12 protein-coding genes are annotated in these 13,861 nt (G+C 71.4%); 4 read left to right on the forward strand and 8 right to left on the reverse strand.

The window, feature by feature from the left end; all coding sequences use genetic code 11:
• Nucleotides 1-65: 65 nt before the first annotated feature.
• From ACLJOK_RS01295 to ACLJOK_RS01305, 3 genes are read right to left on the reverse strand one after another with little or no spacing between them, the layout of a single operon-like run.
• Nucleotides 66-1,367: a PucR family transcriptional regulator gene (locus tag ACLJOK_RS01295; RefSeq protein ID WP_410815602.1), complete on the reverse strand. Its 1,302-nt coding sequence runs from the start codon at nucleotides 1,365-1,367 to the stop codon at nucleotides 66-68.
• A 37-nt stretch (nucleotides 1,368-1,404) separates the two neighbouring features.
• Entirely contained in the window at nucleotides 1,405-2,106 is a 702-nt protein-coding gene (locus tag ACLJOK_RS01300; protein ID WP_410815604.1) for a response regulator, read from the reverse strand.
• Nucleotides 2,103-3,272: a sensor histidine kinase gene (locus ACLJOK_RS01305; protein WP_410815605.1), complete on the reverse strand. Its 1,170-nt coding sequence runs from the start codon at nucleotides 3,270-3,272 to the stop codon at nucleotides 2,103-2,105. Before ACLJOK_RS01305 ends, ACLJOK_RS01300 begins: the two co-directional genes overlap by 4 nt.
• A gap of 313 nt (nucleotides 3,273-3,585) precedes the next feature.
• On the opposite strand from ACLJOK_RS01305, the gene ACLJOK_RS01310 reads away from it, so the two are divergent.
• Entirely contained in the window at nucleotides 3,586-3,915 is a 330-nt protein-coding gene (locus tag ACLJOK_RS01310; protein WP_410815607.1) for a hypothetical protein, read from the forward strand.
• Nucleotides 3,916-3,971: 56 nt separating this feature from the next.
• Here the strand turns inward: ACLJOK_RS01310 and ACLJOK_RS01315 are convergent, their stop codons facing one another.
• Nucleotides 3,972-4,622 carry a hypothetical protein gene (locus ACLJOK_RS01315; RefSeq protein WP_410815609.1) on the reverse strand — a complete coding sequence of 217 codons (651 nt, stop codon included), beginning with the start codon at nucleotides 4,620-4,622 and terminating at the stop codon, nucleotides 3,972-3,974.
• A gap of 252 nt (nucleotides 4,623-4,874) precedes the next feature.
• Here ACLJOK_RS01315 and ACLJOK_RS01320 point away from each other — a divergent pair, with 252 nt between their 5' ends.
• Nucleotides 4,875-5,483 carry a copper resistance protein CopC gene (locus tag ACLJOK_RS01320; protein WP_410815610.1) on the forward strand — a complete coding sequence of 203 codons (609 nt, stop codon included), beginning with the start codon at nucleotides 4,875-4,877 and terminating at the stop codon, nucleotides 5,481-5,483.
• A gap of 128 nt (nucleotides 5,484-5,611) precedes the next feature.
• Here ACLJOK_RS01320 and gltX read toward each other — a convergent pair whose 3' ends face one another.
• From gltX to ACLJOK_RS01335, 3 genes are read right to left on the reverse strand one after another with little or no spacing between them, the layout of a single operon-like run.
• Nucleotides 5,612-7,021, reverse strand: coding sequence for a glutamate--tRNA ligase (gltX, locus tag ACLJOK_RS01325; protein ID WP_410815612.1), 1,410 nt, complete (start codon nucleotides 7,019-7,021; stop codon nucleotides 5,612-5,614).
• Between the two features lie 46 nt (nucleotides 7,022-7,067).
• On the reverse strand, nucleotides 7,068-8,345 hold the full coding sequence (locus tag ACLJOK_RS01330) for an MFS transporter (RefSeq protein ID WP_410815613.1): 1,278 nt from the start codon (nucleotides 8,343-8,345) through the stop codon (nucleotides 7,068-7,070).
• A complete protein-coding gene (locus ACLJOK_RS01335; RefSeq protein ID WP_410815615.1) occupies nucleotides 8,342-9,691 on the reverse strand; it encodes a GH1 family beta-glucosidase in 1,350 nt (449 codons plus the stop codon). Before ACLJOK_RS01335 ends, ACLJOK_RS01330 begins: the two co-directional genes overlap by 4 nt.
• Before the next feature lie 188 nt (nucleotides 9,692-9,879).
• Here ACLJOK_RS01335 and ACLJOK_RS01340 point away from each other — a divergent pair, with 188 nt between their 5' ends.
• Complete coding sequence (locus ACLJOK_RS01340) at nucleotides 9,880-10,326, forward strand: SRPBCC family protein (protein ID WP_210783445.1); 447 nt, start codon at nucleotides 9,880-9,882, stop codon at nucleotides 10,324-10,326.
• A 133-nt stretch (nucleotides 10,327-10,459) separates the two neighbouring features.
• Here the strand turns inward: ACLJOK_RS01340 and aceE are convergent, their stop codons facing one another.
• Complete coding sequence (aceE, locus tag ACLJOK_RS01345) at nucleotides 10,460-13,198, reverse strand: pyruvate dehydrogenase (acetyl-transferring), homodimeric type (protein ID WP_410815616.1); 2,739 nt, start codon at nucleotides 13,196-13,198, stop codon at nucleotides 10,460-10,462.
• 178 nt (nucleotides 13,199-13,376) lie between these two features.
• Between aceE and ACLJOK_RS01350 the strand changes: the two genes are divergently transcribed.
• Entirely contained in the window at nucleotides 13,377-13,847 is a 471-nt protein-coding gene (locus ACLJOK_RS01350; RefSeq protein WP_410815617.1) for a hypothetical protein, read from the forward strand.
• Nucleotides 13,848-13,861 lie beyond the last annotated feature (14 nt).

Consider the following 13,861-nt stretch of genomic DNA (forward strand, 5'->3'; position numbering starts at 1 on the left):
CCGGATAAAGGCGGGTAACGCTGTGCCGCCTTCGACCAAACCGTACTAGAACCTTTGGAGGTTTCCTACAAAGATCGGCGGGGATCATCCTCAGTTTGGGCGGATTTCCGGTTTGCCGGGGTCATTGTCTGAGTCGGGACCGGCGAGGCGAGCGGGGCGACCGGATCCAACCGACCCACGGTCAGCGCGACCTGGAGGGCGAACGCGTCGCGCGGCGACAGCGGCGAGAACCCGGTGACCTCGGCGATCCGGCGCAACCGGTAACGCACAGTGTTCGGGTGCACGAACAGGGCCCGAGCCGCGCTCTCCAGTGTGCCACCGGCGGCCAGGAAGGCGTCCAGGGTCGCCAGCAGTTCCCCGCCGGCGCGCACCAGCGTCGCGTACACATCGTGACGTAGCCGCCGACGGGCCTCCGCGTCGCCGGCGAGGGCCCGCTCCGGCAGCAGGTCCGCGGCCGGCACCGGCCGGGGCGCGCTGGGCCAGGCCGGCGCGGCCCGAAAGCCGGACAGCGCGGCCCGCGCCGACTCGGTCGCCTCGTCCAGGCTCGGTACGGCGGGACCGACCACCACCGGGCCGTCCCCGAACGCGCTCAGCAGCTTCGCCGTGGCGGTCAGCGGGTCCGGTGCGCCGCCCAGCACGATCACCAGGCGGTCGCCGTGGACGCCGCCGATCACCTCCACGCCGATCCGGCGGGCCTGCCGGTAGACCACGTGCAGCACCGCGGAGACCTCGCCGCCGGGCGACCGACCGACCGCCACCGCCACCGGCGGCGCATCAGCCCAACCGAGCGCGGCGGCCCGACTGGCCAGGACGTCCGGCGAGTCACCGCGCAACAGCGCGTCGACCAGCAGCGCCTGCAACCGGGCGTCCCAGGCGCCGCGCGACTCGGCGGCCCGCGCGTACACCCGGGCGGCGGAGAACGCGATCTCCCGGGAGAAGCGCAGCACCGCCTCGCGTAGCTGCTGCTCCTCGCCCTCGGCGGCCAGGTGCGACACCTGCTCCTCGACCACGTCGATCGTCACCTTGATCAACGCCACGGTCTGCTGGAGGGTGATCGACCGGGCCAGCGCCTGCGGGGCGGCGGCGAAGACCTCGTCCGAGACCTCCTGGGTGCTGTCCGCCGTGCCGCCGCCCTCGCGCAGCCACTGCACCAGCGACCTCGCGCCCGCCTGGGCGACCAGCATGACCCAGGAACGCTGGTCGGCCGGCAGCGCCCGGAACCAGGGCAGCGTCTCGTCCATCCGGGCCACGCTGGAGGTGGCCAACGCCCCCGCCGATCGTTCGATCCGGCGCAGCGTGGCCGACAGCTCCCCACCGCCCGGCGTGCTCACCGCCCTAGCCTGACACGTCGGGAGCAGGCCAACCACGCCGGCACCGGTCCGCCGACCACAGTCGGCGCCCGTCTCACGGCTGCGGGGGAGCGGGCAGGCCCACCTCCTGGGCCAGGATCGCGGCCTGCACCCGGCTGCGCAGGTCCAGCTTCGCCAGGATCCGGCTCACATGGGTCTTGGTGGTGCTCTCCGCCAGCACCAGCCGATCGGCGATCTGCTGGTTCGACAGACCCAACCCGAGGCAGGCCAGCACGTCACGCTCACGTGGGGTGAGGGTGCCCAGCGCGGCCCGGGCGTCCGCCGACGCGCCCGGCGCGGTGGCCGCGAACGCGGTGATCAACCGGCGGGTCACAGTGGGCGCGATGAACCCGTCGCCCCGGGCCACCGTCCGCACCGCGTTGACCAGGCCGTCGGCGTCGGTGTCCTTGAGCAGGAACCCGGCCGCGCCGGCCCGCAACGCCCCGAAGACGTACTCGTCCAGGTCGAAGGTGGTGAGCACCAGCACGTCGGCGAGCCCGTCGCTGACTATCACCCGGGTCGCGGAGATCCCGTCCCGGTGCGGCATCCGCACATCGAGCACCGCCACGTCGGGGCGCAACTCCCGGCACAGGCGCACCGCCGCGTCGCCGTCGGCCGCCTCGCCGACCACCTCGACGCCCGGTGAGCCGTTCAGGATCAGGGCCAGTCCGGCCCGTACCGCCGGCTGGTCGTCGGCGAGCACCACCCGTACCGTCGCCGGGCCCGCGTCGTCAGGTGGCCGCGCCGCCCCGTTCACCCGCCCTCCCCGGTGGGCAGGGCCGCCCGCACCTGCCAGCGGCCGTCGTGCGGTCCGGCGGTGAACCGGCCGGCCAGCAGCGTGGCCCGCTCCCGCATGCCGATCAGCCCGGCCCCGGCGCCCGGCAGCCCGGCCCCGCCCCGGCGCACCGGATTCTCCACGGTCAGTACCACCTCGGCCGGCCGGTACGCGATCGTCAGCTCCGCCTCACCCGTACCGTGCTTGAGCGCGTTCGTCAGCGACTCCTGCACGATCCGGTACGCGGCGAGGTCCACTCCCACCGGCAACGCGCCCGGTGTGCCATCGGTCCGGACCCGCACCGCGAGGCCGGCCGCCCGGACCCGCTCGACCAGTCCGTCCGCCTCGGCCAGCCGCGCGGTGACCACCTCCGGCGTGGCCGGGTCGACGCTGGTCCCGGGCTCGCGCAGCACCTCGATCATCTGACGCATCTCGGCGAGGCCCTGCACGCTGCTCTCCCGGATCACCCGCAACGCCGACTCCACCTGACCGCGATCCAACCCGGGCACGGAGAGCACGGCGGTGGCGTGGATGGCGACCGCGCTGAGGTGGTTCGCGACCACGTCGTGCAGCTCCCGGGCCATCCGGGCCCGTTCGGCGCTGACCGCCTGCCGACGATCCAACTCGACCAGCCGGGCGGTCTGCTCGGCCCGCGCCCGCTCGGCGGCGGCCTGATCGCGGTACTGCCGCACACTGATGCCGGTCAGGACCGGCAGCAGCCCGGCGAGCACCACCAGCACCCCGAGCGCCGCGTACCCGAGCACGCCGACGACCAACCCGAGCAGGCTCAGCGCCACGGTGATCCGCAGCAGCCACCGCCACAGCCAGGGCGGGCCGTACACGCAGGCGTCGTAGAGCACCTGCGTGTAGATCAGGACCGTGCCCAGCGAACTTCCCAGCACCGCGTCCACCGCCAGCGCGGCGGTCCCCACGGCCAGGCTGGCGCGTGGTGCGACCCGCCGTAGGCCGACGGCGACGCAGACCGCCACCAGCGGCGGCAGGAACAGCGCCGACGGCACCTCCACGTCCGGACGGACCTGCGGTTGCCAACCCAGGGCGTACAGCACCAGGCCACCGGCCAGCGAGGCGCAGGCCAGCACGAGGTCGCGGCCGAGAGTGCCGGAGTCGAGCCATGGTGGCGCACGCATGCCCCGATCCCACCACAGCCGTCGCCCGCCGAACTCCCACCGGGGGAGGACCTCGACCGCACCGCCATGCGCCGAAAGGGGTACGCCGACACGTCCCGACCGTGGGTGCGCCCTCGGCCGTGACGTGCCGGGTGAACGGCACGAAAAGAAGCTGTGAACTGCGTAACCGGCTTCCGCGCTCAGCGGCGTCTTCGAGGACCGGCCGGTCCGGACCCCGGGTACGCTGCGCGCGGCCCGTCGGTCCCGGCCAGTACGGTGACAGGGCACCTCGGGGAGAGCACCCGAGGGTGAGGCGAGCGTGAGGAGACCGGGGATGGCGCACGGGGAGGCCGATAACGGCTGCGCCCAGGGCGAGCCCTGCCGGCCGGGGCACCACGACCCGCAGGCAGCTGGCAAGCACCGCCGGCCGGTCGGCGGCTCACCATCGCACCCGGTGGAGCCACTGCACGGGCGCGTCGATGACGAGCCCGTGCTGCCGCGTCAGCGCTCTGCCGAGCCCGCCGGCCTCGCCGAGCCCGACTTGGCCGTTCCCGCTGGTTGCCTCAGCGAACTTCCCGGCTGGGCCGGGGCACATCGGCACGGCGCGGTCCGACCGCGGCCGCGGGCCACCCGCCGGGAGCGCCCACCGCGCCGCTGGTGCTGAGCACCGCCGACGCCCCCGCTGGTCAGCGAGTGCGTCGGGCCAGCGGGTGCGTCAGCTCAGCGAGTGCGGCGGCGGATCAGCAGGGCGATCCCGGCGAGGCCGACCGTGATGGTCAACATCACGCCGACGTTGAGCAGCAGCAGGCGCTGCAGGTCGCCGAGCGCCTCGTCGAGGTCCTTCGCCGGGTCGAGCGTGTCCTCCGGGAGGACTCGCTCGCCGCCGCCCGCGCCGCCACTGACCGTGTCGAACTGCCGCTCCAGCGGCACACCGGCGGTGCGCAGGGTCTCGGACATGCTGAGCCGACCCAGGAACCAGCCGGCGCTGGTCTTGCGGCCGTCCGGCTGCTTCGCCGGCCGGAAGACGCGGGGGCCGCCGATCGCCTTGGGATAGAGGTCGTAGGTCTGTTTCGGCGTCTCGCCGGCGAGCACCACGACGGTGTACTTCGGACCGAGGTTGGCTGCCTTCGGACCGGTCGGCATGCCGGTGCGAGCGAGGAAGTTGACCTGGTCGATGACCGCGCCCACGAGAGCGGGATCCTTGTCCGCGTGCAACCGCAGCGGCGCGGACAGCCCAGTGCCGGTGATGTCCACTCCGGCGGGTGCCGGCTTCGGCGCCGCCGAGGCCGAGCCGGCGGTGCCAAGCGACAGCAGTGCCACCGCCAGCGTGCCCGCCAACACGGCGGCCAACCGCCTCATGTGTCGGACCATCCCGCCTCCTCGCCCCGTTCGATGGATGGCTTCGTCGTGACGTCTGGACCGACCTGCCGGTGCGGCATCGACCAGATGGTCGCGTCCACTCCTACAGACTCCGCAGAACGTCGATACGTTGCAGCATTCGGAACAGTAATTGGAACTATCTGCGATCTCTGCTCGACTAATGAGGAGCCGTTTGATCAGCGGGCGGATCGTACCCTTACGGAGGGGTTCATGGGGGGCAGGGTTACACGTACGGTGCGGGTCATGCCAGTGGTGCTCGGCGTGGCGTTCGGTGTGTCGTTCCTGGTGCCGGCGACACCGGCCGCCGCCCACAACGAGCTGACCGGCAGCAACCCGCGCGACGGCGCCCGCGTGGCGTCGGCACCCGCCCGGGTCGAGCTGCGGTTCCTCGCCAAGCCGTCGCCGACTACGACGAAGATCACAATAACCGGACCGGACAATGTGGTCGCTGGCGGGACTCCCGCCTTCGACGGCAGTCGGGTGCGGGTGCCGTTCAAGCCGGCCGCCGCCGGGCTCTACATCGTCGGCTACCAGCTCACGTCGTCCGACGGGCATCCGGTGAAGGGCGAGGTGCGGTTCACCCTCACCACCGGCACCGCCGCCGACCCGTCCGCCTCGCCGTCGGCCGCCGCCGCCAGCGCCAGCCCGACCGGTTCGCCCTCGGCCGTCGGCGTACCCTCCGCCGGGCCCGTGTCGGCGACACCCGGCAACTCGACGGCCTCCACAGTGCCGGCGGCGTCGGAGCAGTCCGACTCCGGCGGTCGCTGGTGGATCTGGGCGCTCGGCGGCCTGCTGCTCCTCGCCGCGCTAGGGGCCGGCCTAGTGTTCCGCCGCAGACGCGGAGCCCAGTGACAGCGGAGCGGAGCGCACTGCGCTCCGCTCCGCTCCGCGATCTTGCACTTGCTGTCCCGACACAAGGGGCATCCCACCCATGTCGACAACCGAAACCGCAAGATCGGCGCGGTTGTCCTTGTCCTCCGTCAGACCAGGCGCAGGCGGGCGGCGCGCATCCGGGTCAGGGTGCGCTCGCGACCGAGCACCTCCAGCGACTCGAACAGCGGCAGACCCACGGTGCGGCCGGTGACAGCGACACGTACCGGCGCCTGCGTCTTGCCGAGCTTGAGGCCCCGCTCGGCGCCGACCGCCTCCAGCGTCGACTTCAACGACTCGGCGTCCCAGGACTCCAGCGCCTCGAACGCCGCGACGGCGTCGTCCAGCAGCTCGGCGGAGCCGTCCTTCATCGTCTTGGTCCAGGCGGCCTCGTCGATCAGCGGCGAGGCCAGGAAGAGAAAGTCGACGTTCGGCACGATCTCGCTGAGCACAGCGATCCGCGTCTGGGCCAGCGGTGCCACGGCGGCGAACGCGTCGGCGTCGAACTCCTCCGACTGCCACGGCGGCGGCGCGATGGTCCCGGTGCCGGTCAGCCACGGCTGGCAGGCATCGATGAACTCGGCCACCGGCAGCGCGCGAATGTATTCGCCGTTGAACGCGCGCAGCTTCTTCTCGTCGAAGAACGCCGAGGAGAGGTTGACCTCGTCCAGCCGGAACTCGTCCTCGATGACCGACCAGGGCACGATTTCGCGGTCGCCGGAGGGGGCCCAGCCGAGCAGCATGAGGTAGTTGCGCATCGCGCCGGCGAGGTAGCCCTCGTCGCGGTACGCCTCCAGGGCGACCTTGTCCCGGCGCTTGGAGAGCTTCTGCCGCTTCTCGTTGACCACCACCGGCACGTGCGCCCAGATCGGCGGCTTGACCCCGAGGGCTTCCCAGAGCAGCTGCTGCTTGGGGGTGTTGGGCAGGTGCTCCTCGGCCCGGATCACGTGGGTGATCCCCATGGTCATGTCGTCGACGACATTGGCCAGCAGGAAGACCGGCGAGCCGTCGCCCCGGGCGATGACGAAGTCCTCGATGAGCTTGTTCTCGAAGGTGGGCTCACCGCGGATCAGGTCGACCACCACCGTCGTGCCCTCGTCGGGCGTACGGAAGCGCAGGGCGTGACCCGGGCCGGGGCCCAGGCCACGGTCGCGGTGGTAGCCGTCGTAGCCCTGGTACTGCGAGCCGGTGCGGGCCTGCACGTCCTCGCGGGTGCAGTCGCAGTAGTAGGCGCGGCCCGAGTCGTACAGGCGCGCGGCGGCGGCCCGGTGCTCACCGGCGTTCGCCGACTGGAAGTACGGGCCCTCGTAGCTGCCCCGGGAGATCCCGATCCAGTCCAGCGCGGAGAGGATGCCCTCGGTCCACTCGGGCTTGTTGCGCGCGGCGTCGGTGTCCTCGATGCGCAGCACGAACACGCCGCCCTGCTGCTTGGCGTAGATCCAGTTCTGCAGCGCCGAGCGGGCACCGCCGACGTGGAACATACCGGTCGGGGAAGGGGCGAATCGCACACGTACTGTCACGTCCCCCAGCCTACGGCGGTACGCGACTGCTTTCCGCCACCGCCCCCTAGGGCACCGAGCGGATCTTGACGACCAGGGCGCTGCCGAGCAGGGTGACCACTGCGGTGACCGCGTAGAGCGTGGGATAGCCGCCCAGGTACACCACGAGCGGGGCGGAGAGCGCCGGCCCGAGCACCTGCGGCGCCGAGTTGGCGATGTTGATGACGCCCAAATCCTTCGCCCGGTCGGTGGCCCTCGGCAGCACCTGGGTGATCAACGCGGCGTCCACCGAGAGGTAGACGCCGTAGCCGGCACCGAGCAGCAGCGCCGCGACGATGGCCATCGGCCAGACCGGCGCGACCGCGAGCAGCAGCGCCGCCACCGCCATGATCAGCCCGGAGACGATCACGTAGATCTTGCGGCGGCCGGAACGGTCGGACATCCGGCCGGCGACCACAGCTGTCAGCATCATCCCGAGCGTGTAGAGCAGGATCAGCACCAGCAGGCCGCCCTCGGGGTCGGGGTGGCGCACCCCGTCGGTGAGGAAGTACAGCAGGTAGAGGGTGCCCAGGGCGTTGCCGAGCTGGACCAGGAACCGGGTGATCCAGGCCCAGGCGAAGTCCGGGTGCCGACGCGGGCTGATCCACATCGAGGCCAGCAGCGCCCGCGTGCGCACCACGGGCCGATGGGTACGCGGCAGCGGCTCGTCGGGGGTGAGTAGCGCGAACGGCAGCGACAGCAGCAGGATGGCCACGGCGATGGCGAGGTAGCCGGCGGCGTTGCCGGTGACCACTGCGGTGACCAGCACCGCGCCGAGCACCAGCCCGAGCGCCTGCGGGATGCCCACCCAACCCGAGACCCCGCCGCGCTGCGTCACCGGAACCCGGTCCGGGATGGCGGCACTGAGGCTGGCCAGCATCGCGTTGAAGCAGACCTGCGCGGCGACCCAGCCGAGGGCGACCCCGAGGATGGTCCGTTGCTGGGCCAGCAGCACCAGGGCCGCCGCGCCGAGCAGGGCCCCGCCCGCCGTCCAGACGTGCCGACGACCGAACTCGCGGCCGGCGATCCGTAGGCAGGTCCGGTCGGAGTAAGCGCCAGCCAGGGGGTTGGCCAGCACCGCTGCCAGCGCACCGAGGCCGGTGACCACGGCCAGCATGTTCTCCTTGTCGCCGGGCGCGATTTGCTCGATCTGCTGCGGCAGCAGCACCTGGATGGGCGTGAAGAACGCCATCCACACGCCGAGGTTGGCTGCGAAGATCAAACCGATCCAGCCGCGCCGCACCGGCACCGTCGGCTCGGCGAGCGCCGCCGGCAGCGACGCCGGCGTCGGGTCGAGGGTGGTCACCGCGTCGACCCCGGCCGGCTGGCCGCGATCAGGTCGCGCAACCAGGTGTACGACGACTTCGGCGTACGGGTCTGGGTGGCGTAGTCGACGTGCACCAGCCCGAAGCGCTTGGTGAACCCCTCGGCCCACTCCCAGTTGTCCAGCAGCGACCAGACGAAGTACCCGCGGACGTCCACCCCGTCGTCGATGGCGGCCCGGACCGCTCGCAGGTGCCCGTCGAGGTACGCGATCCGCTCCGGGTCCGCCACCTGCCCGTCGGCGTCGGGTGCGTCGTCGTACGCGCAGCCGCCCTCGGTGATCTCGATGGGCGGCAGTGCGTCGCCGTAGGTGTCGCGCAGCCAGCCGAGCAACTCGCGCAGCCCGTCGGGGGCCACCGGCCAGTCGAAGGCGGTACGCGGGTAGCCGTCCAGCGGCACGAGGTCGAACGGCAGGGGTGAACCCTCCTCGGCCGCCCGTACCCCGGTGGGGTTGTAGTAGTTGACCCCGAGCACGTCGATCGGCGCGGCGATCGTGTCGAGGTCACCGGGGTGGATGACGCTGGGGTCGAAGCCGGGCAGCTCCGGGTAGCCGCGGCCGAGCAGCGGGTCGGTGAAGAGCCGGTTGTGCAGCGTCTCGTACGCGGCCCCGGCGGCCCGGTCGGCGTCACGGTCGCCGAGCACCCGCACCGGTGAGTAGTTGTTGGCGATCGCCACCGGGCTGGCGGTGTGGGCGCGCAGCGCGGCGACCGCGAGCCCGTGCCCGAGCAGTTGGTGGTGGGCGACCGGGAAGGCGTCGAACAGCAGCGTCCGGCCCGGGGCGTGCTCGCCCATGCCGTAGCCGAGGCTCATGTGGATGAACGGCTCGTTGAGGGTGATCCAGAGCCGGACCCGGTCGCCGAGGCGGGCGGCGGTCTTCTCGGCGTACTCGGCGAACCGGGCGGCGGTGTCGCGGTGCAGCCAGCCGCCGGCGTCCTCGAGGGGTTGCGGCAGGTCCCAGTGGTAGAGGGTCGCCACCGGGTCGACGCCGGCGGCCAGCAACTCGTCCACCAGGCGGTCGTAGAAGTCCAGGCCGGCCGGGTTGGCCGAGCCGGCGCCGGTGGGTTGGACCCGGGGCCAGGCGATGGAGAACCGGTACGCGGAGACGCCCAGGCCGGCGAGCAGCGCCACGTCCTCGGTGTGCCGGTGGTAGTGGTCGCAGGCCACCTCGCCGCTGCTGCCGTCGCTGATCCGCCCGGGGGAGCGCGCGAAGGTGTCCCAGATGGACGGAGCTCGGCCGTCGGCTGTGGTGGCGCCCTCGATCTGGTGGGCCGATGTGGAGACGCCCCAGCGGAAGCCGGTGGGGAACTGGGGCATCGGTGCGGTCGACATGCGCCCTCCCGGTCAACGTGAAACGTGCTCGGGACTTTAGGGCGCTCTCGATGAATGCGCCATAGGCCGGCCTGGCGCATTCCGCAATGGTTGATCGGCGTGTCTTTTTCCGAACCCGTCCAGGTAAGTCCGATTTAGCGCATAGAGTGCCGATATCGTGGGATGTCCTCACCGGAGGAAAGACGGAAATGATCCTCGTGGAACGCAGTGCGCACGTGGCGGCGCCAATTGAAGTGGTCTGGGATGTCGTGCAGCGGGCCGAGCAGTTGCCGGCCTGGCTGGCCGGGGTCCGCGCGGCCGAAGTGCTCTCGGGAGAGGGCTTCGGGCGGCGACAACTGGTCCAGGCGGGGCGCGGCTCGGCGCATGAGGCCGAGGTGATCGCCTACCAGGAGCCGACGCTGATCGGCTGGCGGGAACGGGCCAAGGGCGCTGGATCTCGGGCGGAGGCGCGCACCGAGATCTACGTCCAGCTCACCGGAGACGAGGAGGAGGGCGGGACCATAGTGCGCCTCATCGTGGTCCGCTGGCCGGCCGGCCCGGTCAAGGCGGCCATGCTGCGCCTCGGACTGCGTCGGGTCGGCGCCGACCTGGAGGATTCGCTGGCCCGGCTCACCGACCTGGCCGCCGTCGGCTGACGAGCGCTCATCCTCCCGGCGTCACCCGCGACGGCGGTGGTCCGGATCCCCGCCAGGGCCCCCGGACCACCGCCGCTCCGTACACCGAGAAGGGCCCGGCGCATCGCGCCGGGCCCTTCTCAATGGTGCGGGGTCAGCTGTCGCCGCCGGTCTCGCCGACCGGTGCGGCGTTGACGTCGTCGATCGCGTACTTCTTCGCGGCCTCGGCCGGCACCGTGGTCGCCACCGCGCCGCTGCGGGCGAGCTGCCGCAGCGTGGCCACCACGATCGACTCCGCGTCGACGTGGAAGTGCCGGCGCAGCGCGTGCCGGGTGTCCGACATGCCGAAACCGTCGGTGCCGAGCGACGTGTAGTCGCCGGGTACCCAGCGGGCGATCAGATCCGGTACCGCACGCATGAAGTCGCTCACCGCGATCTTCGGCCCGTCCGCGTCGGCCAGCTTCTGCTGGATGTACGGAACCTTCGCCTCGGCGCCCGGGTTGAGCAGGTTGTACTCCTCGGTCTCCACAGCGTCGCGGCGCAGCTCGGTCCAGGAGGTCACCGACCAGACGTTGGCGGCCACCCCCCAGTCCTGGGCGAGCAGCTGCTGGGCCTTGAGCGCCCACTGCATCCCGGTGCCCGACGCGAGCAGGTTGGCCTTCGGGCCGTCGACCTGCGGTGCCGGCGAGTAGCGGTAGATGCCCTTGAGCAGGCCCTCCACGTCCACGTCGGCCGGCTCGGCCGGCTGGAGAGTCGGCTCGTTGTAGACCGTCAGGTAGTAGAAGACGTTCTCCTGCGCGTCCCCGTACATCCGGTGCAGACCCTGCTCCAGGATGTGCGCGATCTCGTACGCGAACGCCGGGTCGTACGCCACCACTGCCGGGTTGGTCGCGGCGATCAGCAGCGAGTGCCCGTCCTCGTGCTGAAGGCCCTCACCGTTGAGCGTGGTCCGACCGGCGGTGGCGCCGAGCAGGAAGCCCCGGGCCATCTGGTCGGCCGCTGCCCACAGCCCGTCGGCGGTCCGCTGGAACCCGAACATCGAGTAGAAGATGTACATCGGGATCATCGGCTCGTCGTGCGTGGCGTACGCCGAACCGGCAGCGGTGAACGAGGCCACCGAACCGGCCTCGTTGATCCCCTCGTGCAGGATCTGCCCGGAGGTCGACTCCTTGTACGACAGGAACAGCTCGCGGTCGACCGAGGTGTAGCGCTGGCCGTGCGGCGAGTAGATCTTCGCGGTCGGGAAGATCGAGTCGAGACCGAAGGTGCGGGCCTCGTCCGGGATGATCGGCACCCAACGCTTGCCGAACTCCTTGTCCTTCATCACGTCCTTGAGCAGACGGACGAAGGCCTGCGTGGTGGCCACCTTCTGCTTGCCCGAGCCGCGCTTGATGTCGGCGAACCGCTCCGGGCCGGGGATGGCCAGCCGCTTCGTGCTGGTCCGCCGGGACGGCAGGTAGCCGCCGAGCTGCTCGCGCCGCTCCTTGAGGTACGCCAGCTCCTCGGACTTCTCGCCCGGGTGGAAGTACGGCGGCAGGTAGGGGTTGTCCTCCAGCGCCGAGTCCGGGATGTCCAGGTAGAGCCGGTCCCGGAAGGTCTTCAAGTCCTCCAGGGTCAGCTTCTTCATCTGGTGGGTCGCGTTGCGGCCCTCGAAGTGCGAGCCGAGCGTCCAGCCCTTGATCGTCTTCGCCAGGATGACAGTGGGCTGACCGGTGTGCTCGGTGGCCGCCTTGTAGGCCGCGTAGAGCTTGCGGTAGTCGTGCCCACCCCGCTTGAGGTTCCAGATCTCGTCGTCGCTGAGCGGCTCGACCATCTTGCGGGTCCGTGCGTCACGGCCGAAGAAGTGCTCCCGCACGTACGCGCCGGACTCCGCCTTGTAGGTCTGGTAATCGCCGTCGGTTGTGGTGTTCATCAGGTTGACCAACGCGCCGTCGGTGTCGGCGGCGAGCAGCGGGTCCCACTCACGGCCCCAGACGACCTTGATCACGTTCCAGCCGGCACCCCGGAAGAACGCCTCCAGCTCCTGCATGACCTTGCCGTTGCCCCGGACCGGGCCGTCCAGCCGCTGGAGGTTGCAGTTGATCACGAAGGTGAGGTTGTCCAGCTCCTCGCGGGCCGCGACACCGATGGCGCCGAGCGTCTCCGGCTCGTCCATCTCACCGTCGCCGAGGAACGCCCAGACGTGCTGCTGGGAGGTGTCCTTGATGCCGCGGTGCTGCAGGTACCTGTTGAACCGGGCCTGGTAGATCGCGTTCAGACCGCCGAGGCCCATCGAGACGGTGGGGAACTCCCAGAAGTCCGGCATCAGCCGAGGGTGCGGGTACGAGGGCAGCCCACCACCGGGGTGCGACAGCTCCTGGCGGAACCCGTCGAGCTGGTGCTCGCTGAGCCGCCCCTCCAGGAACGCCCGCGCGTACATGCCGGGGGAGGCGTGGCCCTGGTAGAAGATCTGGTCGCCACCGCCCGGGTGGTTCTTGCCCCGGAAGAAGTGGTTGAAGCCCACCTCATAGAGCGACGCCGAGCTGGCGAAGGTGGAGATGTGCCCGCCGACGCCGATCTCCGGGCGCTGCGCCCGGTGCACCAGCATGGCGGCGTTCCACCGGACGTACGCCCGGATCCTCCGCTCGACGTGCTCGTCACCCGGGAACCAGGGTTCGCGCTCCGACGGGATGGTGTTGATGTAATCGGTGGTGGTCAGGGGCGGAACCCCGACCTGGCGCTCACGGGCCCGCTCCAGCAGGCGCAGCATGACGTAGCGGGCGCGTTTGGCGCCGCGTTCGTCGATGACACCGTCAAGCGACTCGACCCATTCGCTGGTCTCTTCAGGGTCGATGTCCGGAAGCTGGCTCGGTAGGCCGTCGCTGATCACCGGGCGCTTGCGTTCCGTAGCCACAGGCGTTCCCTCGGTTGTGTGTGGGATAGGTCTCTAGCGCCATCCTGCCCCCTGGTGGCACCCGTCGTCACGTCTAGGTCCCCCCGACGCGATGCTGAACACAGGTACTCGCCGGTAACTTAGCGCGACGGCCGGCCGGAACCTGAGCGGTTTGACCGCCACTCCTACCGTTACCGCCATGAACGGACGCCGTGTCGCGGTCGCCGCGAGCATGATCGTTGTCGGGGTGGTTGGCCTGGTCATCGGCGCGGTCACCCTCGCCTCCGGCAACCTGCCGATGGTCGGACTGGTGGCCGTCGGCGCCCTGGTGGCCGTGCTCGGCGCGGGCCTGCTGCGGGACGCGGTCCGCGCGGCCCGTCTGAGCGGCCAGGATGGCCGTCGTCGCCGCCGTCCAGACTCGGACGGCGGCGGGTACGGCTACTACCCGATGCCCGCCGGGGACGCCGGGAGCGGACACGTCGGCCGCCAGCGCGACGGCGACCACGACAACTCCGACGGTACGGAACCAACCGGCGGCGGCGACTCCGGCGGAGGCTGGTCCGGCTGGGGCTGGTCCAGCGGTGACTCCGGCGGCGGTTGGTCCGGGGGTGACTCCGGTGGCGGCTGGTCCGGCGGCGGTGACTCTGGCGGCGGTGGCGGCAGCTCCTGACCGCACCCTGCGGC

The sequence above is a fragment of the Micromonospora sp. 050-3 genome (assembly GCF_046549335.1).
Classification (GTDB): domain Bacteria; phylum Actinomycetota; class Actinomycetes; order Mycobacteriales; family Micromonosporaceae; genus Micromonospora; species Micromonospora trifolii.

Bases quoted from the DNA above. Each gene is read 5' to 3' on its own strand.
- ACLJOK_RS01305 (WP_410815605.1), bottom strand. From the start codon at position 3,272: ATGCGTGCGCCACCATGGCTCGACTCCGGCACTCTCGGCCGCGACCTC.
- ACLJOK_RS01310 (WP_410815607.1), top strand. From the start codon at position 3,586: ATGGCGCACGGGGAGGCCGATAACGGCTGCGCCCAGGGCGAGCCCTGC.
- ACLJOK_RS01315 (WP_410815609.1), bottom strand. From the start codon at position 4,622: ATGGTCCGACACATGAGGCGGTTGGCCGCCGTGTTGGCGGGCACGCTG.
- ACLJOK_RS01320 (WP_410815610.1), top strand. From the start codon at position 4,875: ATGCCAGTGGTGCTCGGCGTGGCGTTCGGTGTGTCGTTCCTGGTGCCG.
- ACLJOK_RS01335 (WP_410815615.1), bottom strand. From the start codon at position 9,691: ATGTCGACCGCACCGATGCCCCAGTTCCCCACCGGCTTCCGCTGGGGC.
- ACLJOK_RS01340 (WP_210783445.1), top strand. From the start codon at position 9,880: ATGATCCTCGTGGAACGCAGTGCGCACGTGGCGGCGCCAATTGAAGTG.
- ACLJOK_RS01350 (WP_410815617.1), top strand. From the start codon at position 13,377: ATGAACGGACGCCGTGTCGCGGTCGCCGCGAGCATGATCGTTGTCGGG.